Source organism: Microcoleus asticus IPMA8 (assembly GCF_013179805.1).
Taxonomy (GTDB): domain Bacteria; phylum Cyanobacteriota; class Cyanobacteriia; order Cyanobacteriales; family Microcoleaceae; genus Microcoleus; species Microcoleus asticus.
In genome coordinates this window covers 1-14716 of record NZ_SRRZ01000104.1, presented here as the reverse complement: position 1 = coordinate 14716, position 14716 = coordinate 1, and the positions used below count along the sequence as shown (strand labels likewise).

11 protein-coding genes are annotated in these 14716 nt (G+C 44.9%); 4 read left to right on the top strand and 7 right to left on the bottom strand.

What is annotated here, in order from left to right; all coding sequences use genetic code 11:
• Positions 1–81 precede the first annotated feature (81 nt).
• From E5S67_RS23485 to E5S67_RS23475, 3 genes are all read left to right on the top strand, one after another.
• Complete coding sequence (locus tag E5S67_RS23485) at positions 82–2271, top strand: O-linked N-acetylglucosamine transferase, SPINDLY family protein (protein WP_172190782.1); 2190 nt, start codon at positions 82–84, stop codon at positions 2269–2271.
• Positions 2272–2479: 208 nt separating this feature from the next.
• Positions 2480–3076 (top strand): MiaE family protein, encoded by a 597-nt coding sequence (locus tag E5S67_RS23480; protein WP_172190781.1) that lies wholly within the window; start codon positions 2480–2482, stop codon positions 3074–3076.
• An 89-nt stretch (positions 3077–3165) separates the two neighbouring features.
• Positions 3166–3660 (top strand): GNAT family N-acetyltransferase, encoded by a 495-nt coding sequence (locus E5S67_RS23475; RefSeq protein ID WP_172190780.1) that lies wholly within the window; start codon positions 3166–3168, stop codon positions 3658–3660.
• Between the two features lie 3 nt (positions 3661–3663).
• Here E5S67_RS23475 and E5S67_RS23470 read toward each other — a convergent pair whose 3' ends face one another.
• From E5S67_RS23470 to E5S67_RS23455, 4 genes are all read right to left on the bottom strand, one after another.
• Entirely contained in the window at positions 3664–7524 is a 3861-nt protein-coding gene (locus E5S67_RS23470) for a PAS domain S-box protein (protein WP_172190779.1), read from the bottom strand.
• 362 nt (positions 7525–7886) lie between these two features.
• Positions 7887–8057, bottom strand: coding sequence for a hypothetical protein (locus E5S67_RS23465; RefSeq protein ID WP_172190778.1), 171 nt, complete (start codon positions 8055–8057; stop codon positions 7887–7889).
• Positions 8058–9449 (bottom strand): malic enzyme-like NAD(P)-binding protein, encoded by a 1392-nt coding sequence (locus E5S67_RS23460; RefSeq protein ID WP_172190777.1) that lies wholly within the window; start codon positions 9447–9449, stop codon positions 8058–8060.
• Positions 9450–10165: 716 nt separating this feature from the next.
• Entirely contained in the window at positions 10166–10561 is a 396-nt protein-coding gene (locus E5S67_RS23455) for a hypothetical protein (protein WP_172190776.1), read from the bottom strand.
• 351 nt (positions 10562–10912) lie between these two features.
• Between E5S67_RS23455 and argS the strand changes: the two genes are divergently transcribed.
• Positions 10913–12670 carry an arginine--tRNA ligase gene (gene argS, locus E5S67_RS23450; RefSeq protein WP_172190775.1) on the top strand — a complete coding sequence of 586 codons (1758 nt, stop codon included), beginning with the start codon at positions 10913–10915 and terminating at the stop codon, positions 12668–12670.
• A 108-nt stretch (positions 12671–12778) separates the two neighbouring features.
• Here argS and E5S67_RS23445 read toward each other — a convergent pair whose 3' ends face one another.
• From E5S67_RS23445 to E5S67_RS23435, 3 genes are all read right to left on the bottom strand, one after another.
• Entirely contained in the window at positions 12779–13039 is a 261-nt protein-coding gene (locus E5S67_RS23445; protein ID WP_172190774.1) for a ParE family toxin-like protein, read from the bottom strand.
• Positions 13036–13449 (bottom strand): hypothetical protein, encoded by a 414-nt coding sequence (locus E5S67_RS33615; RefSeq protein WP_246276953.1) that lies wholly within the window; start codon positions 13447–13449, stop codon positions 13036–13038. Before E5S67_RS33615 ends, E5S67_RS23445 begins: the two co-directional genes overlap by 4 nt.
• 79 nt (positions 13450–13528) lie before the next feature.
• The gene (locus E5S67_RS23435; RefSeq protein WP_172190773.1) at positions 13529–14551 is read right to left on the bottom strand and encodes a hypothetical protein; all 1023 of its coding nucleotides are present in this window, start codon (positions 14549–14551) and stop codon (positions 13529–13531) included.
• Positions 14552–14716: the final 165 nt, after the last annotated feature.

The following is a 14716-nucleotide window of genomic DNA, read 5'->3' as shown; positions in this document are numbered from 1 at the left end:
GCCCGTAGTTCCGCTAAAACTGCTACTCTGCAAAATAATATAGATTCAACCTTTAACTTGATAGCACAGATAGGCCGCCAAATGAATTCCGATTTTCGCAACCAATCCGAAACACCCCAATTTGAAGATGCTGCATCGCTGACAGTAGTTGCAGAAATGTATTACTCTCAAGGCAATTTAGCAGCAGCCGTCGCTGCTTGTCGCCGAGCTCTGGAATTGCAACCGGATTGGGCGGCGGCTTACGTGACAATGGGGAATGTGCAGCAAGCAAGCGGCTACATTGAGGAAGCGATGCGGTTTTATTCTGAGGCGATCGCCCTGAATCCCGACTTTGCTGAGGCTTATGCTAATTTGGGCAGTATGCTCTACAAACAAGGGCATTTGGTGGAGGCGATTGTCAATTACGAAAAGGCGATCGAACTCAAACCAAATTTGGCTGCTGCTTACTGGAATTTGGCAGGGACACTGAAGCAGCAGGGGCAGCCGGATGCAGCGGTAGCATACGAGCAAAAAGCTCTCGAACTCAATCCCCATCTGGCTCAGGTAGATTTTCACTTAAATTTAGGAGATAAATTAGCGCGGCAAGGGAAGTTAGATGAGGCGGTGGCTGCATGGCAGCAGGCGATCGCATTCAAACCCGATTTAGCCGAAGCATACTGTCAAATTGGCATAGTTTTGCGCCACCAAGGCAAATTTAAAGACGCAATACCCAACCTTCAAAAAGCCCTAGAAATTAAACCCGATTTTATTTCGGCTCACCAACATTTATGCGGCATCCTCAGAGATACTAGCGATTTAGCGGCCGCGCGGCAAGCCGTGCACAAATACAGCCAAATGTGTGCCGAAACAGATCCAATTATGACGGCTATTTACTTCGTCAGCACCTATCAAGTGTCGGGATTGAATCAAATTGCGGGCGATCGATTTTTAGAACTAGAGTCGTACTTGCAGCAAAACTTAGAAACCGCTAGTTCGGTAGAAATTAAATCGCTTTATGCAAACTTATTATTCAGCACGCCTTATTTGCGAGATGACTTGGCTGCCAACTCAAAACTTTACAGATTAATTGCCCAAAAGTATATCGACAAATGTATCAAACCTAATTTTTCTCAACCCGCAAATTACAGTTTCAAACCAAATGCCCCATCCAGCAAGTTAAAAATCGGCTTTTTGTCCAATCACTTCAGCCGCCATTCTGTAGGTTGGTGCAGCGCTGACATCATTCGCGAATTGTCCGACATCACACCCAATTTGTATTTGTACGCTTCCGAAAGAATTGTGCCTGACGATCGCACTCAGCAATTTGAAAGTTTTGGCAAACTGACTTTTCCGAAAACTTACCCTAACGGACTTGCCAATTCCGCAGAAATTATCGACCAAATTCAGCAAGATGAATTGGATGTTTTAGTCGATTTAGATTCTCTCAGCGTACCAGTTCACGCTGACATTTTATACCAAAAACCCGCACCAGTCTGTGTTTCTTGGCTCGGATTTGATGCCCCTTACATATCGCCGGAAAATTACTTTCTTACAGACTGGCACTCGCACCCAGCAGACCGAGAAAAATATTATGACGAGCAGCTAATTAGGATGCCGGATTCCTTTGTAGCTGTGTCAGGTTTTCAGAGATATGGAGTCGATCCGGTTGCATTGAGAAAGTCGAATCGGATCGGTTTGGATCAAATAGTTTACCTGTGCGTCGCTCCCGGCAGAAAATTTAATCGCGAGTTGGTGAAAGCACAAATTGCGATTCTCAAAGAAGTGCCGAACAGTATCTTAATTCACAAAGCTTTAGGCGATGCTGCCGTGTTTGAGGGTGCGTATCACCAAGCTTGCGAAGCTGAAGGAGTCGGCAGGCACCGAATTAAGTTTTTGCCGAGGTTTGCTACTGAGGAAGAACACAGAATTATCTATTTGCTGGCCGATGTTTTGTTAGATTCTTATCCTTACAACGGAGGAACTCACACTTTAGAGGCTTTGTGGTTTAATTTGCCGGTGGTGACTCGCACAGGAGAGCAGTTTTTGTCGAGAATGGGTTATTCGTTTTTGCAGGCTTTGGGAATTGAAGCTGGTGTGGCTTGGTCTTGGTCGGAGTATGTGGATTTGGGTGTAAAATTTGGTAAAGATCCTGAATTGAGAAACGCAATTAAAGCACAGTTGGTGAAATCTAAAGATGGAGCCAATGTGTCGCCGCTGTGGAATCCGAAAAAGTTTGCTGGAGATATGTATGCGGTGTTTGAAAATTTGTGTAAAATCAATTTTGAAAAGTAGGGAAACGGCATTGCCGTGTCCTAGTCCCCGCGCCGGACACGGCATTGCCGTTTCCCTACAATTAATCTGGCGATGGTAACATTTTTTATCAAGGAAGATGGATTATTTTGGGGTAGGAAACGGCATTACCGTGTCCTCGGTTGCCTATCGTTCCGATGCCAAGGTCAACGACATCATTCCTCATCTCAAATCTCAAATTTAAAATGGTATGACTTCAACACTGCCAACTATTAAGTTTTTAAAACAGCCGACTTCGGAAGCTTGGATAGAACAGGCGATCGCCCATTTAGATACAATCTTATTAGACCATTCTCACTGCGAACGGAAAGCGGCGGGAGTAGCGTTAAATTTAATGTTTCGCTACCCAGCCCGAGAAAAATTGGTGAGGATGCTAACGGCGATCGCCCGCGAAGAATTAGAGCATTTCGAGCAAGTCAACCAGCGCTTAGAACAGCGCAGCATCGCTTTGGGCCCTTTGGCTGCACCTCCCTACGGTGCTGGTTTGTCCGGTCAAATTCGCAAGCAGGAACCGGAGAGACTTTTGGATTCTTTGTTGGTTTCTGGTTTGATAGAAGCGCGCAGTCACGAACGGTTGGGGCTGCTGGGCGATCGCTGTCCAGACGCGGAATTAGCTAAGTTTTACCGCAGTTTAATGGCTTCGGAAGCGCGCCATTACGGGGTATATTGGATTTTAGCAACAACTTATTTCGATCGCGCTCTTGTGGTTGACAGGCTGGAGGAATTATCATTAGTAGAGAGCGAGTTACTGGCAATTCTTCATCCTGAACCGAGGATTCACAGTTAAAAGTTAGCTGGATTTAAAAACTGTCAAACACAAAAAATTAGTAAGTTTACAGTTGCTAAAGTCAACAAATAAATATTAAGTTGCAACCAATGAAAACCCAACATCTGGATTTTTTAATTCGTTCCTGGGAAACGCGCGATCGCGCTGAGGCTTTCTATTTAATTCGGGATGTTTTAGCAGAGTACGGTTTAAAATGCGAACCTCACGGGGCAGATCGAGATGTCTATGATGTAGAACTGCACTATCAAGCCAAGGGTGGCGAATTTTGGGTAGTTGAACGGCAGGATCAAATAGTGGGTACAGCCGCTTACTATCCGATTGAGCGCGGGAATAATGCTGTGGAAATTCGCAAAATGTATATTTTGCCAACAGCAAGGGGGCAGGGTTTGGGGAAATTTTTACTGAAAGAATTGGAAAGTAAAATTATCGCTTGCGGATTTGATGAAATCTGGATTGAAACTGCTAGCATTCTCAAAGAAGCTGTTAAACTGTACGAAAATAGCGGATATCTACCGACCACTGGTGTGGAGACGCAAAGGTGCGATCGGGTTTACGTAAAATCTCTAGGTATAAAAAAGCTATAATTACTAAAAATTACCCGCTAACTTTATTTTTTTCTGCCGCAGAGGAATCTCTATCGCAAATTCCGAACCTTCTCCCAATACAGAATTGCAAGAAAGCTTGCCGCCGTGTTTTTCTACTACAATAGAGTGCGAAATAGCCAATCCTAAGCCAGTTCCTTTGCCAATGGGTTTAGTAGTGAAAAATGGGTCAAACAAGCGCTTTTTCACATCTTCGCTCATCCCGGAGCCGCTGTCAGCTATCCGTATCGCAACGCAGTTATTGTCGGTTACTTGGGTGCGAACCGTAATTGCGAGATTTTTGGCGGTGCGATCGGATCTATTCATCTCCATTTCCAATGCGTCTAGCGCATTGCTCAACAAATTCATAAATACTTGATTTAACTGACCGGGATAACATTCAACTAAAGGCAAATTACCGTATTCTTTAATCAGATTAATTGTCGGGCGATCGGGTTTATTTTTCAGGCGGTTTTGCAAAATCAGCAGCGTGCTTTCAAGACCTTGGTGAATGTCAACTTGTTTCATTTCGGCTTCGTCAAGTCTTGAGAAAGTCCGCAGGCTCAAAACTATGTCGCGGATGCGATCGGCTCCGACTTTCATAGATGCTAAAATTTTGGGTAAATCTTCAACAAGATAATCAATTTCAAAGTCTTCTCTTGCCTCTAAAATTCTTGCGGTTGGCTGCGGGTATTCCTTATGGTAAAGTTGCAGAATTTTTAGCAACTTTTGAGTGTATTCGCTGGTGTAGCTGAGATTGCCGTAGATAAAATTAACCGGGTTGTTAATTTCGTGGGCGACGCCTGCTACTAACTGTCCCAAACTCGACATTTTTTCACTTTGAATTAATTGAGTTTGGGTGCGTTGGAGTTCGTGCAAAGTTTGTTCTAGCTGTTGAGTTTGAGCTTGAGCTAATCGAGCCGCTGTGCGGGTTTGGGTGTACAGTTCGGCGTGGTCGATCGCGATCGCAATTTGAGCGACCACCGCTTGCATCAGTTCGACTTCCGATTCGCTCCAATTTCGCACGGACATAGCCTGATAGCAGGTAATCACCCCAATATCGCCGGAAGCTGTATGAATTGGCAGCGACAGCACTGAGTTAAAATTTGAAGCCTGGAAAAGTTCGCGCAATTCTACATCTTCAAAAGTGCTGACATCATCAATTCGCAGAATTTCTCGCCGCAAAATTTGTCGCACTGCGAGATGAGATTTGTCGTCTACAGGATAAGTGCCAAGCATACTCGGCAAATCTGCATTCTTCGCTTCGTAAGTTACGTCCCAAACCGGAGGATTGGTGTTGGGGCGATACCAAGTGAAGATGCACCAATCTAGGTGCATCAGATTGCGAATTTCTTGAACGGCGGTTTCTAAAATCGTGTCTAAATCCAAAGAAGTGCGGATTTGATTGGCAATTTGATTGAGCAGCAGTTCTCGCTGAGCTTGCTGTATGAGCGCTTGTTCCGATCGCACTAAAGTTTCTTCTGCAAGTTTGCGATCCGTTAAATCTTGAATAACTGCTTGGATAATTTTTTCATTTCCAACCTCGATGATTGTCAGCACGACTTCTGCGGGAAAATCAGTACCGTCTAAGCGCTGGTGAACCCAATCAAAACGGTGGTTTCCCCTCTCAAAGGCGAGATCTATCACTTCGTTAACCAAGCTCAAAGAATCTCTGCCGTTAGGTTGGAAAGGAGGCGACAGTTGGCCGGGGTTTTTGCCGTACAACTGTTGCGGGGTAGTGCAGCCAAATAGTTTTAGGGTGGCTGTGTTGGCATCGGTGATGGCATTGTCACATAACATAAAAACAGGCAAACTGGTTAATTCGTAGAGCGATCGAAATTTGGCTTCCGACTGCTGCAATGCGGCTTCTGTTTGCTTGCGATCGGTAATGTCGACAACCATTGCCAAAGCGCCCACATACCGTCCCTGTTTGTCTGCCAAGGAATTAGTAGAAACCATCGCCCACAAGTCGCTGCCGTCTCGGCGACGGAACTTAAAATCGAGCTGTTCGCGAATTCCTTCACGGCGGCGGTCGAGATTGACTTGTGCGATCGCTATACCTTCTGCATCCATGAAAGCAAATAGCGACTCCCCGATCATTTCCTCTGGGGTGCAGCCGAGCATATCGGCCATTTTTTGGTTGACAAAAGTAGTTTTACCCTCCGCATCTACGATCCAAATTCCTTCGTCGGCTGTCTCGACAATGCACCTGTACTTTTCCTCGCTTTCCCTGAGCGCTTCTTCTGCTAATTGGCGAGCCGTAATGTTTTGAGTCATTAGCAATCCGCCGATGATTTCTTGCCGTTCGTTTCTGAGTGGCAAAGCATAACCGAGGTAGACGCGATCGCTGTAAATAATTTCTGTAACAACTGTTTTTCCTGTCAGTGCTGCCCGATAAGTTGGTTCGAGATAAGCGCAAACATCTGGCTCGAATACATCCCAGATTGTCTTGCCTTCCATCAACTCTTTAGAAAGCCCCACTGCTGCTAATTCTGTACCTTCTACCAGCGTGTAGCGCAGTTCTGGATCGAACAACATCACCGCACCGTTAGGAAAGTTGCTTGCCATCGTGCGGTAAAGCTGTTCGCTTTTTTGCAGTGCAGCTTCTGCAAGTTTGCGATCGCTAATGTCAACTACGACTGCACCGATGCCGATCGCTTCGCCATCTTTGTCGAGCAGGGGAAAATAAGAGCCTGTCAGGTGTCGGACTAACCCCGGTTGTCTTGGATTTTCACAACTCATCTCGATGTTAATTAGGGGTTGTTTCGTTCTCAAAATTTGTTCGTATAAAGGCTCTACAATTGGAGCGATATTCGGCAATATTTCGCGTACAGTTTTGCCGATGTGCTCTGCTGGACTCAGGCAATTTATTTCTGCTATAAATTGATTAACTTGCACGTACCGCAGTTGGGAGTCCAAAATGCAAAGCCCCGCCGGCGCCTCCTTAAAAAAGGCATCAAATAGTGCTTGTCTCTGTGCTAATTCTTGTTCTAAAGCTTTGCGAGCGCTGAGATCTGTTAAATAGCAAATCATCCCGACAACTTCTCCCGTGCTGTCTTTCAATAGCGAAAGCATCAGGTGCGAGTAAAAATTTTCTCCCGATTTACGGCGTGTTATAACTTCTATTTCTGGCTCGCCTTTTTTTTGTAGCGGTTTGATGACTTGATCTAACAAAAATTCGTGCTGTTCTGGCGAGTAAATTAGAGAAATGTGCTGTCCGATAGCCTCAGTTTTTTGATAGCCGTATAACTTTTGGGAGGCTTGATTCCAAATGCCGATCGAGCCGTCTATATCTGTAGAAATCACCGACTCCTGAATTTGGTCGATAATTTGACTTTGGAGACGCAATTTTTCTTTGGTCTGTTCCAGTTCGGCGATTTTTTCTTCGAGTAGTTTCTGAGTTTTTGCCAGTTCGGCAGTCTGCTCTGCGAGCAATTTTTCTAGATGTGAATTGCTGTGCGGGGGCGCTGATTCCAGCGGCTCGCTATTTTCAGGCTCAGGATTAAAAATTTCTTCAGCAGTCAGCCAAATCGCGCACTCTCCCCCTGTTTCAATTGCCCGCTCGCAAACTCGCACGGGTACGAGATGGTTGTTTTTATGTTTGTATGCTGCTTCGCACAGGTGCGTGTGGCTATTTTTTGCTTGACATTCTAGAGATTTTTCTGGGCGCGCGCACTGTGTTTGCTGAATTTCCCAGTAGTTGAGGTGGAGAGTTTCTGCAACTGTGCGGCCGATAATACTTGCAAAAGCTGGATTTACGTCGAGAAAAGTCCCGTCCGTCCGGCACAATGCCAACCCGATCGGGCTGAGTTCTAACAATTGGCGGCGGGAGCGATCGCGCTTGGCTTTTCCTAACTGGCTTTGCATCTGACATAGCTGGGCTTGAGTTATTTAATTATATCTTTTTATATTGTGTATTGCTGTGACTTTTATCCTTGATTAAGCAAGAGAGAAGAAGGAAGTTCGGCAACGGATTGTATAACGGATGTAACGGATGTAACGGATGGATGCTGAGGTTCGAGGGAAGAAGGAAGAGGTTCGAGGTTCGAGGTTCGAGGGTAGTTCGGCAACGATCCCTGTACTGGATTTAACGGATGGATGTTGAGGAAAAAGACAGGATGGGGAAACAAAAATGAGTAATAATCAATGGGGATGAGGAAAGAGGGAATGAGAAGAAACCAGAAAAATTACAAAAGAAGAAGTACAAAACTGGTACAAAGACCATTAATTTATACATAGTATCTTCCCTCCAAAGTTCTTCCTTCTTCCTTCTTCCCTCTTGCTTCTTGCTTCTTCCCTCTTGCTTCTTCCTTCTTCCTTCTTCCTTCTTCCCTCTTGCTTCTTCCTTCTTCCCTCTTGCTTCTTCCTTCTTCCCTCTTGCTTCTTCCTTCTTCCTTCAATTAATCGCGGGCAATACCTTCGGCTCTGGCCGCCAACTGTACTGCACCGGCGACAGCAATGGCAACTCTTTCGTCAAAAACAGACGGTATAATGTGCTCTTTGTCAAGCTGGGAAGGGCTGACTAAAGAGGCGATCGCGTAAGCTGCTTCCAAATACATACTGGGCGTAATCGTGGCAGCTTTGCAGTCCAAAGCACCTCGAAATATTCCCGGAAATGCCAAAACATTGTTAATTTGATTCGGGTAGTCACTGCGTCCGGTGGCAATGATTACCCCATCATCCACAATTAATTCTGGCTGAATTTCGGGAATGGGATTTGCCATTGCAAAAACAATGGGATTTTCGGCCATCAAACGCACCATCGCACGGGTGAGCACTCCGGGCGCGCTGACCCCTAAAAATACATCGGCACCGGCGATCGCATCTTCCAAAGTACCGCTCGAAGCCACAGCAAATTCTAGTTTTTCTGGGTTCATATCCGTGCGGTCTTGGGAGAGGACGCCTTTGGAGTCGCACATGATGATGTTTTCCGCACCTGCTTTACGCAGCAACCGGGCGATCGCGACTCCTGCCGCACCGGCTCCGTTAATCACGATACACACTTCTGCTATGGTTTTTTTGACGATTTTCAAGGCATTAATTAATGCTGCCAAACTGACAATCGCAGTGCCGTGCTGGTCGTCGTGAAAAATTGGAATATCTAAGGTTTCCCGCAATCTTGCTTCGATTTCAAAGCAGCGGGGAGAAGAAATATCTTCGAGGTTAACGCCGCCAAAAACCGGGGCGATATTCTGCACTGTGCGAATAATTTCCTCGGTATCTTGGGTATTCAAACAGATAGGAAAGGCGTCAATACCTGCAAATTCTTTAAATAGCATGGCTTTGCCTTCCATGACTGGCAGTGCGGCGGCAGGGCCGAGGTTTCCCAGTCCCAAAACTGCGCTACCGTCGGTAACAATGGCAACAGTATTTTGTTTGATTGTGAGGTTGTAAACTTGTTCGGGGTCATTGGCGATCGCAGTGCAGATGCGGCCGACTCCAGGGGTGTATGCCATTGCCAAATCAGACTGGCGTTTGAGGGAAATTTTGCTAACTACGCTGATTTTTCCGCCGCGGTGCAAGTTGAAAGTGCGATCGTACACATCGATCACTTTAATATCAGGCAGCGCTTTCACTGCTTGGAGTATTTCTTCGTTGTGCTCGATGCTGTAAGCATCGACGGTGATATCGCGAACTGTAGTGGCGCGGGTTTGCTCGATCAAGTCAATTTGGCCGAAGTTGCCGCCGACAGATGCGATCGCGCTGGTAACTTTTGCCAGCATTCCCGGCTGGTTCGGCAGAGCAACCCGAATTGTTAAACTAAAGCTGGGATTTGGTGTCAGTTTTACCATGATGCCTTGATTTCAGATTTGAGAATTTCAATCTTAGATTTTATCGCCAATGTTAGGCATAAAATTTAATAATTCAAATTTTCAACTTAAATTTTTAACAAATTCTATGAGCCTGTGATACGATCGCTCTGCACTGCCAAGGGTGTCGCTGGAAAACTCATCTTTTTTTGAGTTGAGCTTTGCTTTGTGTATAGCTTGTGACTCGCCCACAAACAGCCTATTTTCTGTCAACTTCGCCGCGAACCGCGAATAGGAAGCGCGGCGCTAGAAACCAGGTTTCTGAAGTAAACACGCGAAAGTCTTATCTATTTTTGAGAATATTTCTGCTTATTCTGAACACGAGCAGATATTTCGCAAAACTCTATTTTCCAGCGATACCGCCTAATTTCTGCTGCTGTCTTTTGAAGCGAGACACCCAGAAGAGTTAATGCGGCTTTTTGGTGGCCTTTATTGGGAAGGTAAAAAGTAGATGCACGGCTGTTTGATCCTGCAGGTAAAAATCTGAGCGACTGACAAGCGGGCATTTGATATATATATTTTGCCTGCTTGTTTAACACTTGCCAAGGATTGCGAGTGCAACCTGGCAAACGATCTAATTACCTGCACTCTTTGCCCGATAATTCCAGGGACTGTAACTAACAGACAATCTACCCCGCGCCGGCACAGGCACAGGTTCAGCCGAACCGTGTACAGTTGCTGGTTGCTAACTGTCAATTTTATCGATCGGCCGCAGCATCGGCACATCTAATAGTAAAGAATTTGCAAGCCAGACAATCCGGGGGAACTTTTTCTAAGTTTTGCAGATCGACTGATTGCTCTGCCTCGCTGCCGGCCGGAAGTATGCACAGGGCAACTTGTCCGACTCCTGCCATGAGTTCGGCAACTCGCTCCAAAATACTGTCCATTTTTTCAATTAGTTGCTCTGCTGCATCCAGACTCGGCGCGATGATGAAAAAGGTTTTGACTCCCTCGGGACAGGGAGCGAAGCCGAGAGTACACTCTCGTAATAGTGCTTGGGTGGAGAGACTGAAACCGTCGTAGAAGCGATCGATTACTGCTTGATAAAAGGCTTGGGTCAGAGAACGATCGCCAAAAATAGGTTGAGATAACATAACTACTTCCTTTCGTAGGATTTTTGGGAGCCTTGAAAAAATTTTAACATACCTTAATGTAAGGGATTTAACAAAATGATTTAGCGATCGAGATCATGGACTTGATGTGACATTTTTTAATTTGTGTAGCGATCGCAACTGTGATAAAATGTACTGTGTGTTACCACTGCCAGTGATTTTGATCGCATCAGCAGCTCACAGCTAACTACAAAATTTCCTAGTAACTGGGGAGAGAGGGAGAGGGGTAGAGGAGGAGAGGGAGAGAGGGAAATTACGTAAGTAGTAAGAGTATTATTGGCAAAAAGTGCTTAATTTAGAGTTTAAAATAAACATCCAATCAAAATATTAAACATGAACTCGATCGCCCAACAGTTAAAAGCAAGATTTGAAAAAGCATTCACCGCTGCATTCGGCGAAAGTTATGCAGGTGCAGATCCGATGCTAGCCGCCGCCAGCAATCCCAACTTTGGGGACTTTCAGTGCAACGCGGCAATGAGTTTGGGGAAAAAGTTAGGAAAGCCCCCACGGGCGATCGCCTCGACAATTATCGAAAACCTAGATATTAGTGACATCTGCGAAACCCCAGAAATCGCCGGGCCAGGTTTTATCAATTTGAAGCTGAAACCGGCTTATTTGGAAGCGCAAATTAGTGCGATCGCTGCCGACTCGCGTTTGGGGATTGAATCGGCGAAAACGCCTCAGACAATCGCGATCGACTTTTCCAGTCCGAATATAGCCAAAGAAATGCACGTCGGACATTTGCGATCGACAATTATCGGAGATGCGATCGCCCGTACCCTCGAATTTCAAGGCCACGACGTACTCAGAATCAACCACATCGGCGACTGGGGCACCCAATTCGGAATGCTGATCGCATATTTGCGCGAAGTTCACCCTGAAGCGCTCACAACCGCTGACGCCCTAGATTTAGGCGATTTAGTCGCATTTTACCGCCAAGCAAAACAGCGCTTTGACACAGACGAAACCTTCAAAGAAACCGCCCGCCAAGAAGTAGTAAAACTGCAAGCAGGCGCCGAAGACACCCGCCACGCTTGGAAATTGCTGTGCGATCAATCGCGCCGCGAATTTCAAGTAATATACGATTTGCTCGATATCAAATTAACCGAACGCGGCGAATCGTTTTACAATCCATTATTGCCCGCAGTAGTCGAAGATTTAACCAACTTAGGTTTGCTAGTAGAAAGTGACGGCGCGAAATGCGTTTTTGTAGACGGTTTCACCAATAAAGAAGGCGAACCGCTGCCGCTAATCGTCCAAAAAACCGACGGCGGCTACAATTACGCCACAACAGATTTAGCAGCAGTGCGCTACCGCATCCAAAAAGACAATGCAAAGCGCTTAATTTACGTCACAGATTCAGGACAAGCCAACCATTTTGCCCAAGTATTTGCAGTAGCCAGAAAAGCCGGTTGGATTCCCGAAGATGTCGAGATTGTCCACGTTCCCTTCGGCTTGGTATTAGGAGAAGATGGCAAAAGAGCCAAAACTCGTTCTGGCGATACAGTACGATTGCGAGATTTGCTCGATGAAGCAATTGTCCGCGCCACCAAAGATTTGGAAGACAGATTAGTCACAGAAGAAAGACATGAAACTAAAGAGTTTATAGCTAACGTAGGTCGCGTAGTTGGTTTGAGTGCAGTTAAGTATGCAGATTTGAGTCAAAACCGCGCCAGCAACTATGTATTTAGTTACGACAAAATGCTCGCATTGCAAGGAAATACCGCTCCTTATATGCTGTATGCTTACGCGCGCGTGCAGGGAATTCGCCGCAAAGGTGAGATTGATTTCGAGAATTTAGATGCTGGTGCGAAAGTAATCTTGCAGTCTGATGCAGAGTTGGTTTTAGCCAAACATTTATTGCAATTTAATGAAGTGATAAATGCTGTTGAGGGCGATTTGTTGCCGAATCGAATTTGTCAGTATTTGTTTGAATTGAGTCAAAAATACAATCAATTTTTTGAGCAGTGTCAGGTGTTAAAATCTGAGGAACCGTTGCGGACTTCGCGGTTAATTTTGTGCGATTTGACGGCGAGGACTTTGAAATTGGGTTTGGAGTTGTTGGGGATTAAGGTGTTAGAAAGGATGTAAGTTTTTAACTCTTGTGAAACAGGCAAGATTCCAGGCGATGTAGGGGCGGGTTCGCTAACAATAATTGCCTGAAACCAACCATCTCGAAAACCCGCCCCGGCCTGATTACTAGAAAAAACGTTCATAATCATCGTGGTTTCCAATCCAAAACCATGTCACGGTATCTCCTTGTAAAATCCCCACTGCTCGATAGCCGCGCGTGATTCTTGCAGACCAGATATTTTCTTCCTGGTTGATGCACTTGAAGTGCAAAGATCGATGAAAGGGATTTTCCAGCCAGAAACGATAAGCTTTTCTAGCTTGCTCTTTTACTCTACTGTCAAGAGAATTGTATTTTTCCCAAAAGGAAGGAAGGGTGGCAGATTTCATAACTCATTGAGTCTCATTTCCTGTGCCTTTCCTTCAGCAATTTCTTGTTTTGCGCGTTGGGCAGCAGCCACAAGTTGCGGTTGCGTTTTCTTGAAAGATTCGTCCCATTGAAGCTCATCTTTTAAGTCTGCGATATACTCTTTCAAGTATTCGGCTACTTGCTGCTGCAAAGTTTCTGGCAGAGACTGCATCATCTCGATCGCTGCATCAATACCTTCCCACAGTTCAGAAAGCGGTACAGTGTCTCCTGTCATTGCTTCCTTCCCTCCTTGACGAAAACAGTCTTCGGCTGACTTCAGCGGTTCCTCATCAGCAAGAACAATAACGCGAACTCGGCGATCGGCAAATTTGGCTGATTGGGCGAGAATTTCTTCCCACGTTCCCTCTAGTTCTAGTAGTTGTGTTGTCATTTTTTTCATGGAATTGTGACTAAGTTTATTTTAGCGTATGAAGAAGTGCGCTCTAGTACAATGACAGTAGCTTAAGGAATTATGGAGAAGAATTTAGAATTACTTTAATACCTTTTTCCAGTCTCTGAATTTCTGTCCATTGCGAATCAATCCAGTCTCTTTCAGCCTGACGTTGTGCAGGTGTTTCTTGCTGATATCTATCTTGCTTTTCGAGAAATTCATTGTAAAATCTCAGGGCTTTAACTAAAGCTCTACTTACATGGTATAATCTGTCATCAAAGATTGAATTAATGAAATTATCGATCGCGGTTGAAACCTGCTTTTTGAAATTTACAACCTCTTCCCAGAAAAGATCACCTAAACGGTATTTGGATAAATTATCCAGAGCCGGACTAAGTGCAGACCTCAGTGATTGGGTATTCTCAGGCAAGTAAACTGTCGGCTGCTCAAATTTATTTGCTATTTGACTAAAATTTAAATTCATGTGATGATTCCACACAGCTTTTGTCTGCTTATCTAAAATTCCGAAACACTGCGTAATCACTTTTAAGTTGATCGTGCTAAGGTCTTGATAAACCAGATCCAGGCTCCGCTTAATAATTTGATCTATTTCCCTGCAAACAAGATTAACAGCCAGGGGAATATCTTTAAGACAATAATCTTTTTCTTTCCAGCCAATTCCTTTTTTTTGTTTATTGGCTGCATCAATAAACCACTTCTGTTTCACGCGGACATCAAATATTTTATCCCAATAATCTTGAGATTGATCAATCGCCGAATTTTGACATCGCTGCCCTAGTTCATTAATTCTGACATGACAGCCGCTCAGTTCCCCAAGCTGTTGCCATATTTCCTGTTTTGAAGCTTGGATAATCCCAAGTTTACAAGTCCAAACGTCTTCAGCGTGATCGATATCGTTTCGGCATTTTTGCACAACTTTCTCAAGTCTGGTGGCTGATTCCCTCAATTCATCAAACCCAGGCTGGACAGACTTAATTACGGTTGTAGCAGATTCCTTAATTTCTAAGGATTTATCATCATCCGCCGCGACGAGAGCCGCAGATTGGGCGATGTTCTGAAATGCTTTCAGGAATTCGTTCATCTAAGTAATTCCACTGTAGACTGACAAAGTTAACCATAATAATATATTATAATATAATATGTAACACTAATAGCTACTGGAGTTTAGACTAAAAGCGATATGAGAGAACGCAAATCAAATGGAATTAGAGATTAAAAATATTATCTTTTCAGCCTCAAAGCATCC

Bases quoted from the DNA above. Each gene is read 5' to 3' on its own strand.
- E5S67_RS23485 (WP_172190782.1), top strand. From the start codon at position 82: ATGAATTCCGATTTTCGCAACCAATCCGAAACACCCCAATTTGAAGAT.
- E5S67_RS23480 (WP_172190781.1), top strand. From the start codon at position 2,480: ATGACTTCAACACTGCCAACTATTAAGTTTTTAAAACAGCCGACTTCG.
- E5S67_RS23475 (WP_172190780.1), top strand. From the start codon at position 3,166: ATGAAAACCCAACATCTGGATTTTTTAATTCGTTCCTGGGAAACGCGC.
- E5S67_RS23470 (WP_172190779.1), bottom strand. From the start codon at position 7,524: ATGCAAAGCCAGTTAGGAAAAGCCAAGCGCGATCGCTCCCGCCGCCAA.
- E5S67_RS23460 (WP_172190777.1), bottom strand. From the start codon at position 9,449: ATGGTAAAACTGACACCAAATCCCAGCTTTAGTTTAACAATTCGGGTT.
- E5S67_RS23455 (WP_172190776.1), bottom strand. From the start codon at position 10,561: ATGTTATCTCAACCTATTTTTGGCGATCGTTCTCTGACCCAAGCCTTT.
- argS (WP_172190775.1), top strand. From the start codon at position 10,913: ATGAACTCGATCGCCCAACAGTTAAAAGCAAGATTTGAAAAAGCATTC.
- E5S67_RS23445 (WP_172190774.1), bottom strand. From the start codon at position 13,039: ATGAAATCTGCCACCCTTCCTTCCTTTTGGGAAAAATACAATTCTCTT.
- E5S67_RS33615 (WP_246276953.1), bottom strand. From the start codon at position 13,449: ATGACAACACAACTACTAGAACTAGAGGGAACGTGGGAAGAAATTCTC.
- E5S67_RS23435 (WP_172190773.1), bottom strand. From the start codon at position 14,551: ATGAACGAATTCCTGAAAGCATTTCAGAACATCGCCCAATCTGCGGCT.